General features: G+C 68.0%; 17 protein-coding genes. 4 read left to right on the forward strand and 13 right to left on the reverse strand.

Annotated features, from left to right (window positions below; all coding sequences use genetic code 11):
- Positions 1–12: 12 nt before the first annotated feature.
- The gene (locus A5705_RS01825) at positions 13–300 is read right to left on the reverse strand and encodes a DUF3349 domain-containing protein (RefSeq protein ID WP_067872674.1); all 288 of its coding nucleotides are present in this window, start codon (positions 298–300) and stop codon (positions 13–15) included.
- Positions 301–748: 448 nt separating this feature from the next.
- Between A5705_RS01825 and glgX the strand changes: the two genes are divergently transcribed.
- The 3 genes from glgX (at position 749) to A5705_RS01845 (ending at position 4,827) form a co-directional block, all read left to right on the forward strand.
- Positions 749–2,842, forward strand: coding sequence for a glycogen debranching protein GlgX (glgX, locus tag A5705_RS01835; RefSeq protein ID WP_068274890.1), 2,094 nt, complete (start codon positions 749–751; stop codon positions 2,840–2,842).
- Between the two features lie 79 nt (positions 2,843–2,921).
- The gene (locus tag A5705_RS01840) at positions 2,922–3,758 is read left to right on the forward strand and encodes a DUF3097 domain-containing protein (protein WP_068274894.1); all 837 of its coding nucleotides are present in this window, start codon (positions 2,922–2,924) and stop codon (positions 3,756–3,758) included.
- Positions 3,759–3,939: 181 nt separating this feature from the next.
- Positions 3,940–4,827, forward strand: coding sequence for a universal stress protein (locus A5705_RS01845; RefSeq protein WP_067872661.1), 888 nt, complete (start codon positions 3,940–3,942; stop codon positions 4,825–4,827).
- A gap of 81 nt (positions 4,828–4,908) precedes the next feature.
- Here A5705_RS01845 and A5705_RS01850 read toward each other — a convergent pair whose 3' ends face one another.
- From A5705_RS01850 to A5705_RS01860, 3 genes are read right to left on the reverse strand one after another with little or no spacing between them, the layout of a single operon-like run.
- Positions 4,909–6,444, reverse strand: coding sequence for a bifunctional 3-(3-hydroxy-phenyl)propionate/3-hydroxycinnamic acid hydroxylase (locus tag A5705_RS01850; protein WP_068274897.1), 1,536 nt, complete (start codon positions 6,442–6,444; stop codon positions 4,909–4,911).
- A complete protein-coding gene (locus tag A5705_RS01855) occupies positions 6,441–7,391 on the reverse strand; it encodes a fumarylacetoacetate hydrolase family protein (RefSeq protein WP_068274900.1) in 951 nt (316 codons plus the stop codon). Before A5705_RS01855 ends, A5705_RS01850 begins: the two co-directional genes overlap by 4 nt.
- The gene (locus A5705_RS01860; RefSeq protein ID WP_067872907.1) at positions 7,388–8,518 is read right to left on the reverse strand and encodes a VOC family protein; all 1,131 of its coding nucleotides are present in this window, start codon (positions 8,516–8,518) and stop codon (positions 7,388–7,390) included. Before A5705_RS01860 ends, A5705_RS01855 begins: the two co-directional genes overlap by 4 nt.
- A 98-nt stretch (positions 8,519–8,616) precedes the next feature.
- On the opposite strand from A5705_RS01860, the gene A5705_RS01865 reads away from it, so the two are divergent.
- Positions 8,617–9,270 (forward strand): TetR/AcrR family transcriptional regulator, encoded by a 654-nt coding sequence (locus A5705_RS01865; protein ID WP_068274904.1) that lies wholly within the window; start codon positions 8,617–8,619, stop codon positions 9,268–9,270.
- Between the two features lie 320 nt (positions 9,271–9,590).
- On the opposite strand, the gene A5705_RS01870 is transcribed toward A5705_RS01865, so the two are convergent.
- The 9 genes from A5705_RS01870 to A5705_RS01910 all read right to left on the reverse strand — a co-directional run bounded on the left by A5705_RS01870 (position 9,591) and on the right by A5705_RS01910 (position 20,020).
- The gene (locus A5705_RS01870; RefSeq protein ID WP_068274907.1) at positions 9,591–10,082 is read right to left on the reverse strand and encodes a type II toxin-antitoxin system Phd/YefM family antitoxin; all 492 of its coding nucleotides are present in this window, start codon (positions 10,080–10,082) and stop codon (positions 9,591–9,593) included.
- A 168-nt stretch (positions 10,083–10,250) separates the two neighbouring features.
- Positions 10,251–11,801 carry an MCE family protein gene (locus A5705_RS01875; RefSeq protein ID WP_067872645.1) on the reverse strand — a complete coding sequence of 517 codons (1,551 nt, stop codon included), beginning with the start codon at positions 11,799–11,801 and terminating at the stop codon, positions 10,251–10,253.
- The gene (locus A5705_RS01880) at positions 11,795–12,952 is read right to left on the reverse strand and encodes a virulence factor Mce family protein (RefSeq protein ID WP_369803273.1); all 1,158 of its coding nucleotides are present in this window, start codon (positions 12,950–12,952) and stop codon (positions 11,795–11,797) included. The genes A5705_RS01875 and A5705_RS01880 overlap by 7 nt, the downstream gene beginning before the upstream one ends.
- Positions 12,949–14,511: a virulence factor Mce family protein gene (locus A5705_RS01885; RefSeq protein WP_067872639.1), complete on the reverse strand. Its 1,563-nt coding sequence runs from the start codon at positions 14,509–14,511 to the stop codon at positions 12,949–12,951. The genes A5705_RS01880 and A5705_RS01885 overlap by 4 nt, the downstream gene beginning before the upstream one ends.
- Positions 14,508–16,067 (reverse strand): virulence factor Mce family protein, encoded by a 1,560-nt coding sequence (locus A5705_RS01890; RefSeq protein ID WP_067872635.1) that lies wholly within the window; start codon positions 16,065–16,067, stop codon positions 14,508–14,510. Before A5705_RS01890 ends, A5705_RS01885 begins: the two co-directional genes overlap by 4 nt.
- Positions 16,064–17,104 carry a virulence factor Mce family protein gene (locus tag A5705_RS01895; protein WP_068274910.1) on the reverse strand — a complete coding sequence of 347 codons (1,041 nt, stop codon included), beginning with the start codon at positions 17,102–17,104 and terminating at the stop codon, positions 16,064–16,066. Before A5705_RS01895 ends, A5705_RS01890 begins: the two co-directional genes overlap by 4 nt.
- Positions 17,101–18,426 (reverse strand): MCE family protein, encoded by a 1,326-nt coding sequence (locus A5705_RS01900; protein ID WP_067872629.1) that lies wholly within the window; start codon positions 18,424–18,426, stop codon positions 17,101–17,103. The genes A5705_RS01895 and A5705_RS01900 overlap by 4 nt, the downstream gene beginning before the upstream one ends.
- 6 nt (positions 18,427–18,432) lie before the next feature.
- Positions 18,433–19,305, reverse strand: a complete 873-nt coding sequence (locus A5705_RS01905; RefSeq protein WP_068274912.1) for an ABC transporter permease — start codon at positions 19,303–19,305, stop codon at positions 18,433–18,435.
- 1 nt (position 19,306) lies between these two features.
- On the reverse strand, positions 19,307–20,020 hold the full coding sequence (locus A5705_RS01910) for an MlaE family ABC transporter permease (RefSeq protein ID WP_369803275.1): 714 nt from the start codon (positions 20,018–20,020) through the stop codon (positions 19,307–19,309).
- Positions 20,021–20,043: the final 23 nt, after the last annotated feature.

Genomic DNA, 20,043 nt, shown 5'->3' on the forward strand with positions numbered 1-20,043 from the left:
CGGCGTCACAACCTATGCGCTCGCGCAACCGATCGCGTGCAGCCGACGTTCCACGCGCTCGATGTCGTCCTGGGAGGGCAGCTCGTTGGTGACGCGGGTGATCGCCACCCCGACATCGGTGGTGCTGATCGGCGGACACCGGCGCATGATCAGTTCTCTTGTGATGGCGGTGATCTCGTCGTTGGAAACGCGCCGACGCGACAAGGCGGCCAGCGGCACATACCCGTTGACCGGCATGCCCGTGGGGTAACCGGCGCGCACGAAAGCGACAATGCTCGACACCCAATGGGACAGGTCCATACGTCCACCTCGCTCACCGCCACACGCTGTGCACTGACGGCACTTAGCAACCTAGCAGCGGTGACGTCATCAGCCCGGTAAGACCACGCAGTTACTCACGACTAATTTATGGATTTTTCAGTCTTATGCCCGAATTCTTAATCGCTTTCCGGCTATGGACCAGCACAGGTCCGAAGCGCAAATACTGTTATCCGCGACAATGACGACCGAGCCGCCGAGCGCGACGATTATCTGGCCAGGACCCGCGCCGACCGCCACAGGGAGTTACCCGGATGACTCCGTACTCGGATGGTATTCCGGCCCGCCGCTTTCCCATCGTGAACTCCACGCTCATCGCCATCGGTGTCGCTTTCTTCGCTCACGTCGGCGGATTCGTGTTCGGTTTCCTCATAGCGCGAGTCCTGGTCGGCGCGGACCGAATGGCGGCACGAGACGCGGAGGGGACTCGATGGTGACACCCGGAATCCTGCCGGGCCGGCCCAACCCGCTGGGCGCCACGCCCGACGCGGGAGGCACGAACTTCGCGGTGGCATCCGGCGGTGATGAGGTGACGCTGTGCCTGTTCGACGCCGACGGAGCCGAGACCCAGCTGGTGATGCCCGACCGTGACGGCGACGTGTGGCATGGCTTCGTGCCGGGGATCGGGCCGGGACAGGCGTACGGATTTCGGGTCGGCGGCCCCTTCGACCCCGGACGCGGGCTGCGCTACAACCCCGCCAAGCTCCTGCTGGACCCCTACGCACGCGCAATCGCGGGCGACGTGCGGTTCGGGCCGGAGGTCGTCGGTCACTCGATGGAAAACCCTTCGGAGCCAAGCCCACTGGACTCCGCCCTGCACGTGCCGCGGAGCCTGGTGACCGCCGTGCTGCCGGCCCCCACCGTACCCAAACCGCAACACCCGCTTGCCGACAGCATCCTCTACGAGGTTCACGTTCGGGGATTCACCGCGACCCATCCCGGCGTCCCCGACGAACTCCGGGGCACCTACGCGGGCCTCGCCCACGACGCGGCACTGCAACACCTCACCGATCTCGGTGTGACCGCGGTGGAATTGCTGCCGGTCCACCGCAGCCTGTCCGAACAATTCCTCGTCGACCGGGGCCTGACCAACTACTGGGGATACAACACGATCGGATTCTTTGCGCCGCAGGCGAATTACTCCGCCGCGGCGCGTGCCGGCCAATCGGGCGCGGAGGTCGCGGAATTTCGCGCGATGGTCGACGCCCTGCACGCCGCCGGTTTGGAGGTTATCCTCGACGTGGTTTTCAACCACACGGCCGAGGGCGGAGCCGGCGGGCCCACCCTGGCCTTCCGGGGGCTCTACAACCCCGCCTACTACCGGCTCGTCGCGGGCGACCCCGCCAGCTACTACGACACCACCGGGACCGGCAATTCGTTGAACACCGACGATCCCACGACACTCCGGCTGATCATGGATTCCCTCCGCTACTGGTCATCGCAACTGGGCGTCGACGGCTTTCGTTTCGACCTCGCGGCCACGCTCGGCCGCGAGCACGGGTCCTTCGACGCGGTGTCCGCCTTCTTCGACCTCGTCAGTCAGGACCCGGTCGTCTCGCAGGCAAAGCTGATCGCCGAACCGTGGGATGTCGGCCAGATGGACAGCTACGAGGTCGGCCGGTTTCCCGCGCTTTGGAGCGAATGGAACGGGCGCTTCCGCGACACCGTGCGCGACTTCTGGCGCAGCCAGGACGGACGCCTCGCGGAGCTCGCGTCGCGGCTGTGTGGATCGGCGGACATCTACGGCGATCGCGCGGAGGGTCGCCGCCCGAGCGCATCGATCAACTTCGTCACCGTGCACGACGGGTTCACGCTGAACGACCTCGTGTCCTACGACCAAAAACACAACGAGGCCAACGGCGAAGACAACCGCGACGGCACCGACGACAACCGGTCGTGGAACTGCGGCGCGGAGGGGGCGACCGACGATCCCGGCGTGCTGGCGCTTCGGGCGCGACAGAAACGCGCGTTCCTGGTCACCCTCCTGCTGTCCGGCGGTGTCCCGATGCTGCTGGGGGGCGACGAGTTGGGCCGCACCCAGCGGGGAAACAACAACGCCTACTGCCAGGACAACGAGATCACGTGGTTTGACTGGCCTGCCGCCGACGCCGAGCTCACCGGGTTCACCACCGACCTCATCGCGCTGCGCCGCCGCCACCCGGTCTTCCGCAGGCGTCGCTTCCTCACCGGCACCGCCGCCGCCGACCTGGGCTGGTTCACGCCCTCGGGCGCCGAGATGACGCCGCAGGAGTGGACGGACCCCAATGCGCGCAGCATCGCGTTGTTCATCGACGGGACAACGGATCCCGACGTCGCACCGGACGGCACCCCGCTGGTCGACGACGACTTTCTCATATTCGTCAACGCCTGGTGGGAGTCGCTGACCTTCGCCACCCCGGCAGCTCTGGCGCCGCGACCATGGGAGATCGTGTGCGACTCGTTCGACCCCACGCGAACCGGAACGGCCGGAACGCAGGTGGAGGTCGCACCGCGGTCCGCGGTGGTCCTGCGATCCGGTCGTTAGCCAGGTGATGCCCAAGCGTTCTCGCCGCATCGGGCGCGCCGCAACCGCCTTTGGCGGCAAGGCTTCCTAGTATTGCCGGGTGGTCGATCGCTATGGAACTGATGTCCTCGCCGCCGGGCGGCGCAAGCCTCGTTCGACCGAGCACCCGGCCGAGCCCGGCCTGGTGGTCGAGGACGTGGCGACCGGCTACGTCGGGGCCGTGGTGCGGGTCGAGTACGGGCGCGTCGACTTAGAGGACCGGCACGGTCACACGCGCGGCTTTCCGCTCGGCCCAGGGTATTTGCTCGAGGGACGCCCCGTGATCCTCACGGCGCCGCGTCGTCCGGCGCCCGCGGCCACCGGCAGGACGGCGTCCGGCTCGGTCGCGGTACCGGGGGCGCGTGCCCGCGTCGCGCGGGCCAGCCGGATCTATGTCGAGGGTCGTCACGACGCCGAACTGATCGCACAGGTGTGGGGAGCGGACCTGCGCATCGACGGCGTGGTCGTCGAGCACCTCGGTGGCATAGACGATCTGGTGGGCGTCGTGGCCGAGTTTCGACCCGGTCCCGGCCGCCGGCTCGGGGTGCTGGTCGACCACCTCGTCGCGGGTTCGAAGGAGGCGCGCATCGCCGAGGCGGTACGACGGGGACCGGGCGGCCCCGACACCCTCGTCGTCGGTCACCCTTATGTCGACATCTGGGAGGCGGTCAAGCCGCAGCGGCTTGGCCTGGCGGCCTGGCCGACCGTCCCGCGGCAACTGGAGTGGAAGCACGGCGCCTGCGCGGCGCTGGGCCTCCCACACGCCGACCAGGCCGACATCGCCCGGGCCTGGCGGAGAATTCGCTCGAAAGTGCGTGACTGGAACGATCTGGAACCGGCGCTGATCGGCCGGGTCGAGGAACTCATCGACTTCGTGACGCAACCGCCCGGCCCCTGAATCGAGCGGGTTTGACGCACTTTCCCGCGACCAGCGGGTGACGCACCGGTTACGTCTCGCGGAACTTAACGGCCCCAACGGGTTCCATACAGCCATATGTCCCGGCGGGTTGAGGACTAAAGCCTCACGACCGACGGTCCCGGCGCCCGATAGCGTCGCTGGTGACGAAGGGAGAAACCAAATGTCGACACCTGAGCAGGGTCTGGGCATCGTCGTCGCGGTCGACGGCTCGCAGGCAGCCAATGCCGCCGCGTGCTGGGCGGCCCGCGAGGCGGCGATGAGAAACGTTCCATTGACTGTCGTCCACGCGGTGGCGACCCCCACCGCCACCTATCCTCCGGTCCCGTACCCCGAGTCGCTGGTGGTGCGGCTCGAGGACGAGGGCAAGAAAGCCATCATGCACGCGATGAAAATCGCCGAGGACGCGATGCCGGCGGACGCGAAGGTCAGCATCGGGCGGGAGCTGGTGTATTCCGCGGCCGCGCCGGCGCTGATCAAAATGTCCGACGACGCCGAGATGATCGTCGTGGGCACCTCCGGGCGGGGATTGCTGGCCCGCGGCGTGCTCGGTTCGGTCAGCTCGACCGTGGTGCGGCACGCGAATTGCCCCGTCGCCGTCGTCCACGACGTCGATCAACCTGAACGGCCGGACGCACCCGTGCTCGTCGGTGTCGACGGCTCGCCGATCTCCGAACGGGCGACGGAGCTCGCGTTCGACGAAGCCTCTCGCAGGGGCGTCGACCTCGTTGCCCTACACGCATGGAGCGACGTCACGACCGAGGTTCCCTACCTGGATTGGGCGACCGTGGAGGAGGAGGCGCAGCGCAGCCTCGCCGAGGCCCTGGCGGGGTGGGGCGAACGCTACCCGGACGTGACGGTGCATCGACGGGTCGTACGCGACCGGCCGGCCCGCCACCTCATCGACGAGGCCGGGTCCGCCCAGCTCGTCGTCGTGGGCAGCCATGGCAGGGGAGGTTTGACCGGCATGCTGTTGGGCTCGGTGAGCAACAGCGTCCTGCACTCCGTCCAGATACCGGTGATCGTCGCCAGGCCCACTTCGGAGTCTTAGCCGGTCACCTTCCCACCGCGAGCAGACGCAAAAGCCCCCAATTTCGGGCCGAAATGGGGGCTTTTGCGTCTGCTCGCCGATTTAGCCGCCGTGCAGGACGGTGGCCGTCCAGGCGCACAAGGCCGCAAGGTCGCGCCCGGCGCGCATGACCGTGCGGTCCGGGCGCACCACCGCCGCGGTGGCGCGGCCCCGGCGCAGCCACGCGTCGAGCGCGCCGCCCGGTTCGGCGGTCACGATGACAACGCCGCGCCGACGGAGCAGTTCTTCATCGGCGGCGCCGGGGACACCAAGGCTGATCAGCGCGAAACCGGTGCCGATCAGGTCGTCGAGCCGTTGACCGTTGGGCAGCAACGGGTTTGGGCACAGTGTGCCGGCAAGCTGGCGCGGGCGCGGTGACTTGCGCACCAGCGCGGAAGTGTGTAGCGGCGGGGTGGTCGAGTCGACCACCTTGTCGCGCAGGCCGGGGATCAATCGCAGCCGGGGGAGCACCACGCGGCGCGCCGCGTCGCCGACGCGACCACCCCCGGTCATCGCCCAGCCGACGCCCAGCGCCAGCCGAATCATGTGCCGGGTGTGCGGCTTGCGCTCCCGCTCATAGGTGTCGAGGACGTCCGGATGCAGCGTGCCGTCGTGGACGCCGGCGATCTTCCAGGCCAGGTTGGCCGCATCCCGCATTCCCGCGCCCATGCCCTGGCCGATGAAAGGGGGAGTGAGGTGTGCGGCGTCGCCGAGGATGAAGATGTTCCCGCGGCGCCAGTGGTCGGCGATCTGTGCACGGAACGTGTACTCGGCGACGCGCAGCAGTCGCAGTTCGGTATCGGCGACGCCGGCGGTCCACGGGGCGATCAGTGGCCGCAACTCGTCCAGCGTGCCGAAGTCGTCGGCGCTTTCGCCGTCCAGCAGCCGGAACTCCCACCGGTAGCGGCCCGGCCCGATGCGCATGTAGGTCCCCGCCCGAACCGGGTCACACACCTGGTGCACGCCCTCCCATTGCCGCAGATCGGCGTCGCAGGCGACGTCGGCGACCAGCCAGCGCTGCTCGAATTTCAAATCGCCCATGGCCGAACCGATCTGCGCGCGCACCAGGCTGTTCGCGCCGTCACAGCCCAGCAGGTAGTCGGCGTCGACCTGACGCACGCAGCCGTCGGAGCGGTCGGTGAAGGTGACGCGCACGCCGTATTCGGTCTCGGCCAGCCAGGTCACCTCGGCGTCGCCGCGTAACCGGGCGTTCGGGTACCGCTTGAGGTTCGCGCGCAGCAGCGCCTCGAATTCCGGTTGGTCGAACATGTTGGCCTGCGGGAAACCGTTCGGGCTGCGGGCGGGGTCGCGGTGAAACTCGGCAAGCACGCGGGACTGCCCGGACCGGTTGTCGACCAGCCGCAAACCCAGCGTGGGCCACGAGGTCGCGGCGAACTCGTCGGCGAAGCCGAGCCGGGCGACGATCCGGAAGATTTCATCGTCCAGGTGCACGGCCCGTGGCTGCGGGTAGACGCCGGGCCAGCGGTCGAGGACGAGGCACTCCACCCCGCGCTGGGCCAGCAGCGTGGCGGCGGTGATGCCGGTCGGCCCGGCGCCGACAATGACGACCGGGAAGTGCTGAATTGCGTTGTCGTTCATGTGAATCGGACCTTGGCGCGCTGGGTCCCCAGATCGATCGCGCCGTCGTCGGTCGCCACCGAGGCCTCCACGATGTCGCCGTCCTGCAGGTAGTCCCGGTTGCCGGCCTGGCGGGAGAAGAACATCTTCCACTTCACCGCCGGAGGCAAGAGGTTTGCGACGATCTGCATCGGCTTGGGCGGGGCGCTCAGCGCGGTGCCGACCGGGGTGCCCGTGAGGATCAGATCGCCCGGTGCGAGCTCCTGGAACTGGGTCAGCGACTGCAGCGCCTCCAACGGCGGGTACAGCATGTCGCCCTCGACGAGCGCGTTTTGCCGCTCGCGGCCGTTCACGCTCAGGCGCAGCCGCAGATCGCCGAAGCGCTTGAGTTCGTCGGCCGTCAGCAGCACCAGCTCGGGTCCGACCGGCGTGAACGTCGGGTAGGACTTGGCCTCATAGAACTGGGTCTGCGGAAGCTGGATGTCGCGCGCCGAGACGTCGTTGGTGACGACGAGACCGGCGATGTAGTCGGCGAGATTGGCGTCGGAAATCGTTGTGCCGATGGGGATTTGCCGGCTGATGACCAACCCGATCTCCACCTCGTAGTCGAGGAGCTTGACGTGTGCGGGCTTGACGATGTCGTCGAACGGGCCGTTGATCGAAGCCGACGCCTTACGAAAGAAGGTGAGCGGAACCGTCGCCGGGTCCATGCCCGCGTCCCTGACGTGCGACGTGAAGTTGGTCATCTGCGCCACCACCCGGCACGGCCTCGTCACCGGTGAGACCAGCTCGAGGCTGTCTACGGCGACGGTGTCGGCGCTGGCCGCGGCGGCCCGGATCGCGGCGTCCAATGCCGTCCGGTCGCTCAGCAGCCCGGCGGTGGTGGTGGCGGTGGTGTCGATCTTTGCGGCGCCGTTGGCGGTCTTGAGCCACCAGGAGTCGGCGGTGTGCAGCACGGAAACGGTCATGAGGTAGGCACTTTCAGTAGGCCGATGAGGCGGTTGACATCGAATTCATTACTTGCGCGCAGCGCGCTTACCATCGAAACCAACTCGTGTCGAGCCGATTTCGCGTCCAGGCCGAGGAAGTCCTTCGTGGCGGGCGGCCCCCACTGGGCCAGACCGGACGCGGTGAACGGCGCCCAGCCGGGCTCGACGGTGTTGTCGAACAGGTCGCCGTCGGCAAAGTGCTCGACGAGGAAACCATCGGGATCGCGCCAGTAGTCGAAGATCTGGCTGCCCTGGATGTGCCTGCCGATGCCCCACGACCGGCGGTATCCCCGCTCCCGGAGGTATTCGCCGCCGGCGGCCAGGGCGTCGAGGTCGCTGACCTGGAATGCGGAGTGCACGTAACGGTTGGCCGGACCGAGCGCCATGGCCAGCGTGTGGTGGTCGGCCGGGGTGGAACCGCGATCGCAGCGGATGAAGCTCATGGTCGGCCCGCGCTGGCGCTGACCGGGGAAGAACAGGAAGTCGCTGACGATCATCCCGAGGTTGTCCAGATACCAGTCGAGTGCCTCGAGGTACTTGGTCGACTGCAGCACCAGGTGTCCCAGCCGCTCGACCCGCGCCGGCACCCGCGGGGGCCGCTGACCGACGTTGGTGCGCCGCACGTCGTCGCCGAAATTGAAGGCATGGGGTCGCTGGCCCGGCAGCTCGGGCAGGTCGTGCATGCCGGCGACGACGCGGACCGGTGTGCCGCTCGGGTCGGTCAGCTCGACCGCCAGGCCGCCGATGCTCTCGGGCAGCGGCCGGACCGGGGCGCCCGACTTGTCGGCCAGTCGCAGCACATCGGCCTCGTCGGCCGCCCGGAACGCCACGCCGGCGAATCGCGTGCGTGGCCCACGGCGCAGGATCACGCACGGACCGCCGGCGCGGGTGCCGCGAAGATGCAGTTCGTCGGGGAGGTGCCGCGCCGTGTGGAACCCGAACGCCTGGGCGAACGCCTCGGCTCGTGTGAGGTCGGGTTTCTCGAACTCCAGCCACGCGAGGTCGGCCACTTTGATGACCGGATTGCGGGACCGGCCGGGGTGTTCGCCCCGCAGCGCGCCCTTTTCGCTGTGCAGATCTCGGTGGGCGTTTTTCGTCAGGTTCATCGCCATCTCCAAACTAACTGACGAAATCGTCACATACGAGATGACACTTGGTCAAGAGGTACTGACGAAATCATCAGAAGTGAGGCATACTGCTAAACATGAGCGCGATGCCTGAGGGCGCGGAGCCGCCCAGCCGTCTGGAACGGCGGAAACAGCGCACCCGAGCGGCGCTGATCGGGGCCGCGCAGCGGCTGATCGCCGAGGGGAAGGTCAACGTGCCGGTCCTGGAGATCACCCGCCTGGCCGACGTCGGGATGGGCTCGTTCTACAACCACTTCGACAGCAAGGAGCAGTTGTTCGAGGCGGCGGTCGCCGACGTGCTCGACGCGTACGGGGCGATGCTGGACCGGCTCACCGAGTCGATCGACGACCCGGCGGAAACGTTCGCCACCAGTTTCCGGATGACGGGTCGCCTGTTTCGCAGCCGCCCGCAGGAAAGCGACATCCTGCTGGCCAACGGGCCCGCGCTGCTGTCGTCGGATCACGGCCTGGCTCCGCGGGCACTGCGCGACATCAAGGCCGGCGCCGATGCCGGGAGGTTCACCGTCGACGACCCCGAACTTGCCCTCGCCGTGGCGGGTGGCGCGCTGTTGGGGCTCGGAAAGCTGTTGCGGGACCATCCGGATCGCGACGACGCGCGGGCCGCCGACGGCGTCACCGAAAGCGTGCTGCGCCTGTTCGGGCTCAGCGCCGACGAGGCACACGCCATTTGCCAACGGCCGCTGCCCGACGACGCGTTCGCCCAGTCCTAGCGATGCCGGGTGTCGGTGGACCACAGGGTGGCGCAGCCAGGGCATTGCAGGCTGACTCGCGTCGCCTGATTGCTCAGCAAGTACTGCCAGTGCGCGCCGCAGTTGCGCCGGCTTCGGCACTCCGCGCACCGGTTGCGGCCCCAGCTGCAATTCGGGCACGGCAGCCAGGCGCGGCGGGACGGATCGGCCTCTGGATGAATGGGAAAAGCGGCGGGCACGAACTAGCCTTTCTGTCGATTTTAGTTAGGCTAGCCTACCCATAATATTGCGTGCCAATCGCGCATGCGGAAACCGCGGAATACTCCGGGCCGGTCGACAGCTCAGTGCGATGGCGCGGGCGCAACCGCTGAGACGATGCGGGCGACGAGCTCGCCGCCGCGGCTGACCTCGATCGTCTGACCCGCTGCGACCCGGTCGAAATAGCGGCCCGCGCGCTTGCGCAGCTCGTCGAGCTCGATTCGCCGACCGCCCTCAGCCCCGGCGCGGTTCAGCTTGGGGTCGCCGGCGGAGACGATCCGCGCCAGTAGCCTGCCCCCTCGGACCACATCGATCGTCTCCCCGGCCGCGACCCGGTCGAAGCACCGCCCGGCGCGCGTTCGCAGTTCGTCAAGTCCCACCCACGCACCGGGGACCGGAGCCGCGTCGTTGACCGACCGCGCCGGGATGGGGGCCACGCGCCAGTCGCCGACGGACACGATTCGTGCCACCAGCTTGCCGCGGCGGACGACGTCGATCGTCTCGCCGGCGGCAACCCGCTCGAGATACGCACACGCGTCACTCCGGAGTTGGCCCAGGCCGATCACTTCGCGCATTTCGCTCCGATTCGAGGCGCTCGAGGGGCGGCGCCCGTTTCGCTCGCGCCCAGTATATGACTGTACGTGCGGTCAGTGTCAACGGCACGTCCAGTCCGGTCGGCGAGCCGCCGCACGACGACGCGAAAAGCGTTGCCGCCGAGAGGGATACGTGCAGAGCGAGAGCGGTCAGCGGGGCGGTGCGAGCATGTCCTTCCAGCCGTCGTCGCCCGTTTTGGTGGAATTGTCGACCGCGTACTTGATGCCGTCGGGGCCGACGAGTTCGCCGCTCTGCGGGCTGTAAACGGCTGCGGGAGGCCCGTTCGGGGTGTAGACGCAGGGGTTGGGCTGCTGCCCGTTGCACTGGACCGTGCCGGATCCCGGCCGCTGCAGCACATCGCTGACGGGGGGCGGCGTGCCCGCGACCCGGTCGGAGGGCGCCGGGTTGAGCCCGTTGTTGACCGACGGGGCCGGCATGACCAGGCCGGGTTTCACGGGCTGGTCACAGCGCGCGGCGGGCGCCGGGCAGGTCAGGAGCTGGTTGGGGTCGCCGTACCACGGGTTGGTGCCCGAGGGAACGTACGGGTTGGGGTCGCGGCACTCGCGCGGCGTCGCGGCGCGCTTTCCGGGCACATCGACGCAGGGCAGGTTGCGCGCCCCGCGCACCGCGTTGGCCGGGGTGTCCTGCGGGATCCTGCAATAGGTTCCGGACGGCATGGGCGCCAGGCTGGTATCGGCCGGGGACCGCCACTCGGGCGCGGGGAGGAACCCGGTCAGACACGGCGGGGGCTGGTTGATGGTCAGCGACGTGCCGAGGGAGGCGTAGCCCGGGAAGGGCGTCGTCACGGTCTGGCCTTCCGCGGCGCCCTGCGGGTAGGCGACCAGCAATTGCTCGACGCCCTTGTGGTAGCGCTTGAGCAGGTCCAGCACGATCTCGAGATTCGCCAGTGTCTGCGGCAGCGAGTCGCGGACGTCGCCGAACACCGCGTTGACCTGATCGGCGGTCGGCGCCCCCTGCGTCAGGATGCTGCGCACGTGCTGGTCGTTTCCCGCGGTCTGCGCGGCCAGGATGTCCAGGTTGTGTGACCAGCGCTCGATCGAGTCACTCGAGTCGACCTGGCTGTCGATGATCGGGCCGGAGTTTTGGATGATGTCGTTGACGTCTTGGATGTTGGTCTTGAAATCGCCGGCGATCGCCTGCGTGGCGTCGACCAGTCGTTGCAGCGCGGGCCCCAATCCGCCTACGGCCTGGGCTGTTTCGTCGAGCAGCGAGGCGATCTTGTCCTTGGGCAGCGCGGCCAGCCCGCGGTTGGCCGCATCGAGCGCCGGCCCGATGTCGGTGGGCACGGTGCCCTTGGTGATGGTCTGTCCGGGCAGGAAGTACTTGCCCGGGTTGCCGGGCGACACCAGGTCCAGATACTGCTCGCCGACCGCCGACACGGAGTGCACGTTCGCCGTCGCGTCGATCGGGATCTTGAAGCGGTCGGCGATGCGCATGGTCACCCGCGCGCCCGTCTTGGTCGGCTCGACGGCGGTGACCGTGCCGATGGTCTCGCCGCGATAAGCCACGTTGGCCGTCTCGTACAGACCGCCGGCCGCGGGCAGGTCCGCGTTCAGCGTGTACTGGCCGATACCCGCCGCGGTGGGAATCTGCAGGTAGTACCCGCCCAGGGCAACCGCGGTGATCACGCTCAGGATGGCGAACAGGATCAGCTGGCGCTTGATGAAGGGGGTCAGCATTGCCTGTCCGCCCTCTCCACCAGCGGGCCGCCGGGGGCGTCGTTCGGGTTCGGCGTGTAGCGGACATCGGGGATCATCGTCTCGGGGTCGCGGCCCCAGGATTGCTCGAGCGCGCGCAGCGCCCCGGAGAATCCCGTCCCGGTGAGGACCGCGTTGTCGACGGAGCTGAGGGTCAGGTCGAGCGTCAGCGACAGGTTGAAGTAGTCGCCGCGGAACGCCTTCGGCACGGCGTCGATGTCGAACGGCCGGACGAGGATCAGCTTGAGCGCGCGGATGAGATACGGCGCGGCGCGGCCCAGTTCGCGCAGCGGGCATTGCAGCGACACCAGGTCCTGATGGAGATCGCTCCGCGAGGCGGACAGGTATTGGTCCGCAACGCCGCTGAGCCGTCCCGTCGCGTCGACCGCGTCGATCAACAGGTTCTGTTTATCGGCGAAATGCTTGAGCAGTGGCGGGAATTCGGTGAGTACCCGGTCGATGACGTCGGAGCGGGGTCCGACGTAGGCCAGCAGCCGGTTGGTGGAATCGATGGCCCGGGTGATGTCCTCGCGTTGCTCGTCGAGCCGGGCGGTGAAGGTGTCCAGCTTGCCGAGGAAGGCACGGATCTGGTCGGCCCGCCCGTTGACGATGTTGTAGACCTCGTTCTGCAGCACTTCGAGGTTCGGGATCCCGCCCCCGCGCAAGATCATGGCGAGGCTGGCCAGCGTCTGCTCGGTCGTGGGATAAGCGGACGCGTTTTTCAGCGGGATGGTGTCGCCCGGCTGGAGCAGCTCCGGGGACGGGTTGGGCGGCGCGGCCAGCTCGATGTGCTGGGAACCCAGCAGGCTCGTCTGGCCGATCTTGGCGGTCGCGTTCCTGGGCAGCTTGACGCTCTTGTCCAGACGCAGTGTCAGCGTCGCCACCCAGTTCTTCAGGCTGATCGCGCGCACGGTGCCGACGAAGACGTCGGCCACCCGCACCCTGCTGTTGTCGTTGAGGGCCAAGGTGTCGGGCATCTGCACGTAGATCGTGTAGTTGCCGGGCCCGCTGCCCGGGCCGCCGGGCATCGGCACATTCGCGATTCCGTGCCATTTTGCGCATGACGTCAGCGCTACGGCGGCCACCAGCATCGCCAGTCCCTGCCGCGTCCGAATAGCCAACGCGCGCATCATGATCCGGCTCCCGTCGAGGCCGCCGCCTGCGCGGGCGTAGGCGCGACCGGTCCGGGCACCACGCCCGGCCCGGGTGCCGGCGGCGGGATCGGGACCTGCGGGGCCCGCACGCCGATGGGCGGCACCACCGGGTACTCGTCGTACGCATTCGGGGGTCCCGGTGGCGTCTGCAGCCCCGGCGGCGGCGGCGCGGCGTCCGGGCCGCCCATCAGTTCGGCCAGCGAATCGGGCGTCAACAGACTCCCGGTGATCGGCCCCACCTGCTGCCCCTGCATGCCCGGCGCGACAACCCAGCCGGGCTGGGTGTTGCGGTGCGACAACGGGGTATCGGGCACCCAGATCCCGGGCACCGTGGTGTCCTTGTACCCGTTCGGCGGCTGCAGCCGCGGCTCGGAGTAGGCGACTTCCTTGGGCAGCGTCTCGGCGGTGGAAAACAGGTTCAACCCGAACGGCAGGTAGTTGAACTTGATCGCGTCGAGGATGGGGGCGAGGTATTGCGCACACAGTTCGGCGGAGTCCTGATAGCCCAGCCGGCTGCCGGCCTGAATCATGCTGCACATGAACTGCATCGGGTTCGCGAAGTTCGGGATCGCCGGGATGGACATGACCGCGCCGTGCGCCGGGTGGTAGATCTGGCTGAGGTTGGTCTCCAGCGTCGGCAGGACGTGCAGGGCGGTCTCCAGCCCGTTGAGCGGATCGGGCTGGACCAGCGCGTTCGTCACGTCGGCGAGGTTGCCGATATCGTGCGCGAGCACGTCGCGGTTCTTGTCCAGGAACGGGCGCAGCGTGGACAGCAGGCTGTCGAATTGCTGTATCGCCGTGGCCAGCTCGTGGTCGGACCCGGTCAACTTGTCGGTGAACTGGGCCAGGTTCTGGTTCAGCGCGACGAATTGCTGGTCGTCTTTGTGCAGGGCGTTGACGAACTGCGCGAGGCTGTGCACCACCGCAAAGAAGTCGCCGCGGCCTTCGTTCAGCGCGGTCAAGGCCCGCGACAGGCTGCTCAGCGTGGTGTTGATCTGCTTGCCCTTGCCGGCCAGCCCGTCCGCGAACGACTCGATGGCATCACCGAACGGACCCTTGGGCTGCTCGGGCGTCGGGCCCAATTTGTTGATGACATTGGCGACGCTCTCGCGCAGTTGGTCCCATTCCGTCGGGACCTGAGTGCGCTCGATGGGGATCACCGCGTTGTCGGCCAGCACCGGACCCCCTTTGTAGGGCGGCTCCAGCTGAATGTTCCTGGATGCCACCAGGGTTGGGTTCACGATCACCGCGGACGCGTTGGCCGGCACCTTGTATTTGTTCTTGTAGTGAAACGTGACCTTCATCTTGTCGCCGGCCGGCTCGATCTTGTCGACCGCACCCACGCGAACGCCCATGATCTGGACCTTGTCCCCGGCATAGAGCGCGTTCGCCGTTGGGAAGTACGCGACCACGGTGTTGGTGGTCAGCTTGTTGTACAGGCGCAGCCCGACGAATCCGGCCAGCACGGCCAGCGCCACCACCAGCGTTCCGATGACCCTGCGGCGCCGCGGGTTACGGGTGTGGAAGAGGCCGCTCAATTCTGATTACCTCCCGTGATGCCGCTGCCTCCCGTGCCGCCCGGGTTGATGAACGGCGCCGGCAGCTGCTGGCCGGGTCCGGGCGGCGCGGGTGGCCCCGGCGGCAGGCCCGGAGCAAAGGTCGACGGCGGCGGGACCGGCCCGGCGGGTTGGAGGTTCTCGGTGCGCGCCCCCGGCGGCGCCTGGGTGGGCAGCGGCACGGGCGTGCCCACGACGTCCGGCGGCGCGTCGCCCGGACGCCCGGCAATCGCGATCCCCGGTGTCGGTGGCAGGCCGTTCGGGTTCGGCGGCGACGCCTGCACGTCCACCGGCGCCGGGAAGCTGCCGCCGAACGGGCCGACGTTGACGCCCGCGCACGGCAACGGATTCCACGGCCGCGGCAGCGCGTCGGCCGGTGGGGTGTAGGAACACGCCGTTCCCGGCGGGACGGCCGGTCCCGGGTGATCCGGTGTGCCCTCCAGCACCGGGGGAGCGGGGGGCGGCGCCCCGTTGGGGAACCGGGTGCCGTTGGGGTCGGGCCAGCGGAACTCGGGTAGCCCGGCGCTGCGCCAGAAATCCTCCGGGTCGATGCCACGCTTCTTGAACGCGGCGTCGACGAACGGCTGCAGGATCCAGTACGGCAGCAGGTTGGACAGGACGATCTTGAAATACGGTCCCGATGCGACGGATTCCCCCAGCGATGCGGCGAATTTGCTGACGTACGTCAGGGTTTGGGCCAGGTCCTCCTTGCGGGCCACCAGCACATCGCTGATGGCACGCAACTGCTCCAGCACGGGATTGAGGTTCGGGTTGTCGTTGATGAATCCCTGCACCTCCGCGGAGAAGGCGGAAACGTTTCGCAGCAGCGCGTCGATGGCCCGCCCACGTTCGTTGAACGCGGCCAGCAGCGTCTTGGCGTTGACCAGCAACCGGTTGATCTGTTCGCTGCGGTCACCGAGCACGCCGGCCACCTGGTGGGCCTGGGCGAGCAGGTGTTTGATCTGTTCGTCGCGCTTGCCGATGCTGTCGGAGAATTTGCTCAAACCGTCGAGCGTGGCACTCAGGTGCGGGTAGGTCTGGTCGATCGTCTGCGTCAGGACGTTCAGCGACCGCTTGACGGTGTCGATGTCCCAGCCCGCGGCGGCCCTGGTGATGTCGAAATTCGCGTCGTAGAGCTGATAGGGGGTGGTGCTTTGGCTCAGCGGCAGGACGCCCCCCGGCCGCAACGTCTGGGTGCCCCGCGGTTCGATCTCGAGGACTTTCTTACCCAGGATGGTGTCGGTCTTGATCGCGAGCCGGCTCTCGGTGCCGATGGTGTTGCCGCCGATGGTGAACTTGATCCGGACGTGGTCGCCGTCGATGTCGAAGCCCTCCACCTTGCCGACGTTCACGCCGGTGATGCGCACCTTGTCGCCCTTGTTCAGTTGGCCGGTGTCGGTGAACTGCCCGTAATAGCTTGGGCTGGCGAACATCATCGGGACGCTGGTGAAGCTTTGGCCGACAGCGACGGCGAGTATCAGCACCGTGATGCCCATGAGACCGACCCGGCCGCGGTTGAATTCGGTGAGTGTCCTCATTGCGGCGTGCACCTGCCCGTCGGCTGCTGCCAGATCCTGACCGTCCGGACCGGCCCGCCGGGCTGCAGCCCGTTCCATCTGATGGAGAGGTCGCAGAGGTAGAAGTTGACCCAGTCTCCGTAGAGGCCGATGCTGCGTCCGATCAGGTTGAGCGCGGTCGGTGTCTTGTGGATCAGGTCACCGAGCTGGTCGCGTTGGTCGACGAGCGGCTGCTGAAGCGCCTGCAGGTAGTTGAGCTCCTTGTGCAACAGGGCGCGGTTCTCCGCCAGCAGGTCGGCCACCGTTCCGGCGGCGTTGCTGATGTTCGCGGTGCCGGCGGCCAGCGGATCGGCGTGGTTGGCCAGGCCGGTGATCAGTTTCTCGAAGTTGTCGATGGTTTGGTCGAATTCCCTGCGGTGCCGAACCGTGGTATCCAGCACGACGTTCAGGTTCTTGACCACCTCGCCGATCGCCTGGTCGCGTTCGGCGATGTGCGCGGTCAGCCGCGCGGTCTGGTCGAGGATGTCGTTGATCGTGCCGCCCTGACCCTGAAACACGGTGATGATGGCCGAGGCGATGGTGTTGACCTTTTCGGGATCGAGCGCACGGAACAGGGGCTTGAAACCACCGATCAGGGCGTCGAGATCCAGCGCGGGCGAAGTTCGGGACAGCGGGATGAATCCACCGGGCGTCAGCACGCGGTCGGCGCCCTCACCTTCGCCTCGCGTGAGTTCCAGGTAGCGGTCGGCGAACAGGTTGAGGTAGCGGATCTGGGCCGTCGTCGACTGGTAGAGCGTGATCGAGCGGTCGACGGCGAAGTCCGCCTGCGCCCGCCTGCCGCCGTCGACCAGCCGCACCTTTTTGACCTTGCCGACCTCCACCCCCGAGGCGCGGACGAACTGGCCGTCTTTCAGCCCGCTCGCGTTGCTGAACTCCGCGGTGTAGGTGTCGGTGCGGTTGAAGCGCATCTGGGCGAACACCACGACGATCGACACGGTGATCAGCAGCAGCACCAGCGAGACGATGCCGAGCTTGATGGCGGAGCCGGTGATCTTCATGGGTTGATCGTGTTGTCCCCGACTTGGCGGCCCCACACGTACTCGATCGCGTACGGGGAGCCGGTATCCAGGTGGTTGTACGGCGCGAGGCTGGCGCCGGTGTCGAGCACCAACTCGGGCGCCGGCCACAGGTCATGGGTGACGGCCTGCCAGCAACCCGGTGCGCCGCCCGGCCCGCCGCGCGCGTTCACCCGCGGCAGATTGTCCGGGTACACATAGGGATTCGGCGCGCCGCCCACCAGTCCGGCCAGCCCCAGGAGTCCCTGCGTGAGCACCGTCGCGGTCAAACCCGGGAGGGTCAGGATGCCGCCCAGCCCCGACGTCAGCTCGGTCATGGTTCGCAGCGCGTAGCCGTTACCGCCGCCCGTCGTCGCGTAGGCCGCGGGTTCTTCGTCGTAGTAGTTGCGGATCGTGCAGAAGAACTCCGGGCTGTAGGTGTCCAGCAGCTGGGCGGTGGGCACCAGGTCGGCGGCCCCCCTTTGCAGGTAGGGGCCGCCGCGCCGGAAGATGTCTTCCCCGGTGTTGCCCAACCCGGTCGAGGCCAGCAGAGCGGCGTCCAGTTCGGCTTCCTGCCGGTGCAGCGTGCGCGCCGTGATCACCGCGTTGCTCAGCGAGTCCAGCAGGTCCGGTGCGGCCTTGGCGTAGGTGTCGCCCAGGGCCGCCAGCTGTGCGATGTCATGCCGGATCTGCGGCATCTGCGGGTTGATGTCGTCGAGGATGGCGTTGGCGTTGACGATCGACTGCCCGAACTTGTCGCCCAGCCCGGTCAGGGCCTGCGCGGCCGCGGCGAGCGTGAGGTTCACCTTGACCGGGTCCACCTTTTCCGCGATCAGGGTGATCGTCTCGAACAATGTGTTGAACTCCGTCGTCACCGACCTCGCGTCGATCACCTGCTGCGAGGTGATGCGTTGCGGGGTAGGGTTTTTCGGCGAGGTCAACGACACATATTTGTTGCCGAACACCGTGGTCGCCTTGATATTGGCGTCCACGTTGGCAGGAATCAGCTCGATGTATTTGGGATCGACGTCCAGGACGAACTTGGCCGCAGCGCTGCCGTCGCGCTGGACCTCCGAAATGCTGGCCACCCGGCCGATTTCCACGCCGTTGTAGGTGACCTTCGACCCGGGGTCCATCACCAGCCCCGCCCGCGGCGCCAGCATCGTCAAGGGCGTCTTCGGCGTGAGCCGGCCGCGAAACTGCAGCCACACCAGGGCCAACACCAGCGCGGAGACCAACAAGAACACCGCGGCCGTCGTCTTGTACGGCGGGATGCGTGGTGGGTGGTCCTTGATTTGCGGGGCCGGGGCTGTCGGGGTTGTCATGGCGGGCTACACGGTGAGGTTGAAGTTCGGGCTTTTGCCGTAGACCGCCATCGCGGTCAGCACGACCACGACAACGATCGTGACCAGCGACAGCCGCATCGACCGGCCGACCGCTTCACCGACGCCGACAGGTCCGCCGCTGGCGTTGTAGCCGTAGTAGCAGTGGGTGGTCATGACGACGACCGCGACCAGGATCACCTCCGCGAACGACCAGCCGACGTCGTTGAGGCGCAGGAAGGTGTGGAAGTAGTGGTTGTAGGTCCCGGCGGACTGTCCGTAGAAGAAAACCGTGGTGACCTGCTGGGACACGAAGGCCAGGGTGATCGCCAGCCCGTAGAGCGGGATGATGACGATGAGGCCGGCCACGATCCGGGTGGACGCCAGGTAGGCGACCGACCGGATGCTCATCACCTCGAGGGCGTCGATCTCCTCGCTGATGCGCATAGCGCCCAGTTCGGCGGTGGCTCCGGCGCCGACCGTTGCGGCCAGCGCCTGCCCGGCCGCCACCGGCGCCACGAACCGCACGTTGACCAGCGCGGCCAGGAACCCGGTGAATGCCTCGACGCCGATGTTGCCCAGCGTCGCGTAGCCCTGGATGGCGACCAGAGAGCCGGCGGACAGGGTGATGAATCCGACGATGGCGGCGGTGCCGCCGACGACGGCCATCGCGCCGGTCCCCATCCCCATCTGGGCGACCATCCGCAGCATCTCCCTGCGGTAGCGGCGCAGCGCGAACGGGATCTGCCCGACGGCGCTCATGGCGAACCAGACCATCTGCCCGATCTCGACCATGACCCTCGCCGGGGCGTCCGCGTACCGGATGAGGGTGTCCTTCGGGAATTGGAACCCGGCCGGCGCGGCCGTCGTGGTCGCGGTCATCTCAGCGCCCCGTTCCGAACCGGACACCGATGGTGGTCAGCGCCGCGTTCACCGCGAACAGCGCGATGAAGCACAGCACCACGGTCTCGTTGACGGCGGTGCCCAGGCCTTTGGACCCGCCGCGGACGATCAGCCCGCGGTAACACCCGACCAGGCCCGCGATCAGCCCGAACGTCGCGGCCTTGACGAACGCGATCACCACCTCGGGCAGGCCGGTGAGCGCCGTCAGCGTGGAGAGGTAGGCGCCGCTCGAGACGTTCTGCAGGTACACGCTGAACAGGTAGCCGCCCCCCAGGCCGACGGCGACCACCAGGCCGTTGAGCAGCACCGCGACCAGTGTCGAGGCCACGACGCGCGGCGCCACCAGCCGGTGGATCGGGTCGATGCCGAGCACCTCGAGCGCATCGATTTCTTCGCGGATGGTGCGGGCGCCCAGGTCGGCGCAGATCGCGGTGCCCCCGGCGCCGGCGACCACCAGCACCGTCACGATCGGGCCAAGTTGGGTGACCGCGCCGATCGCGGCGCCCGCACCGGAGACGTCGGCGGCCCCGATCTCGGCCAGCAGAAGGTTGAGCGTGAAGATGAGCAGCACGGTTTCCGGGATGGACACCGCGATCGTGGGCAGCAGCGACACCCGCATGAGGAACCAGCCGGTCCAGATGAACTCGCGCCATTCGAACGGCTGCCGCAGGGCTTTGGCGGTCAGTACGCACATGCGGAAGAACCCGCCGGCCACCT

It is taken from the genome of Mycobacterium sp. E787 (assembly GCF_001668725.1).
GTDB lineage: Bacteria > Actinomycetota > Actinomycetes > Mycobacteriales > Mycobacteriaceae > Mycobacterium.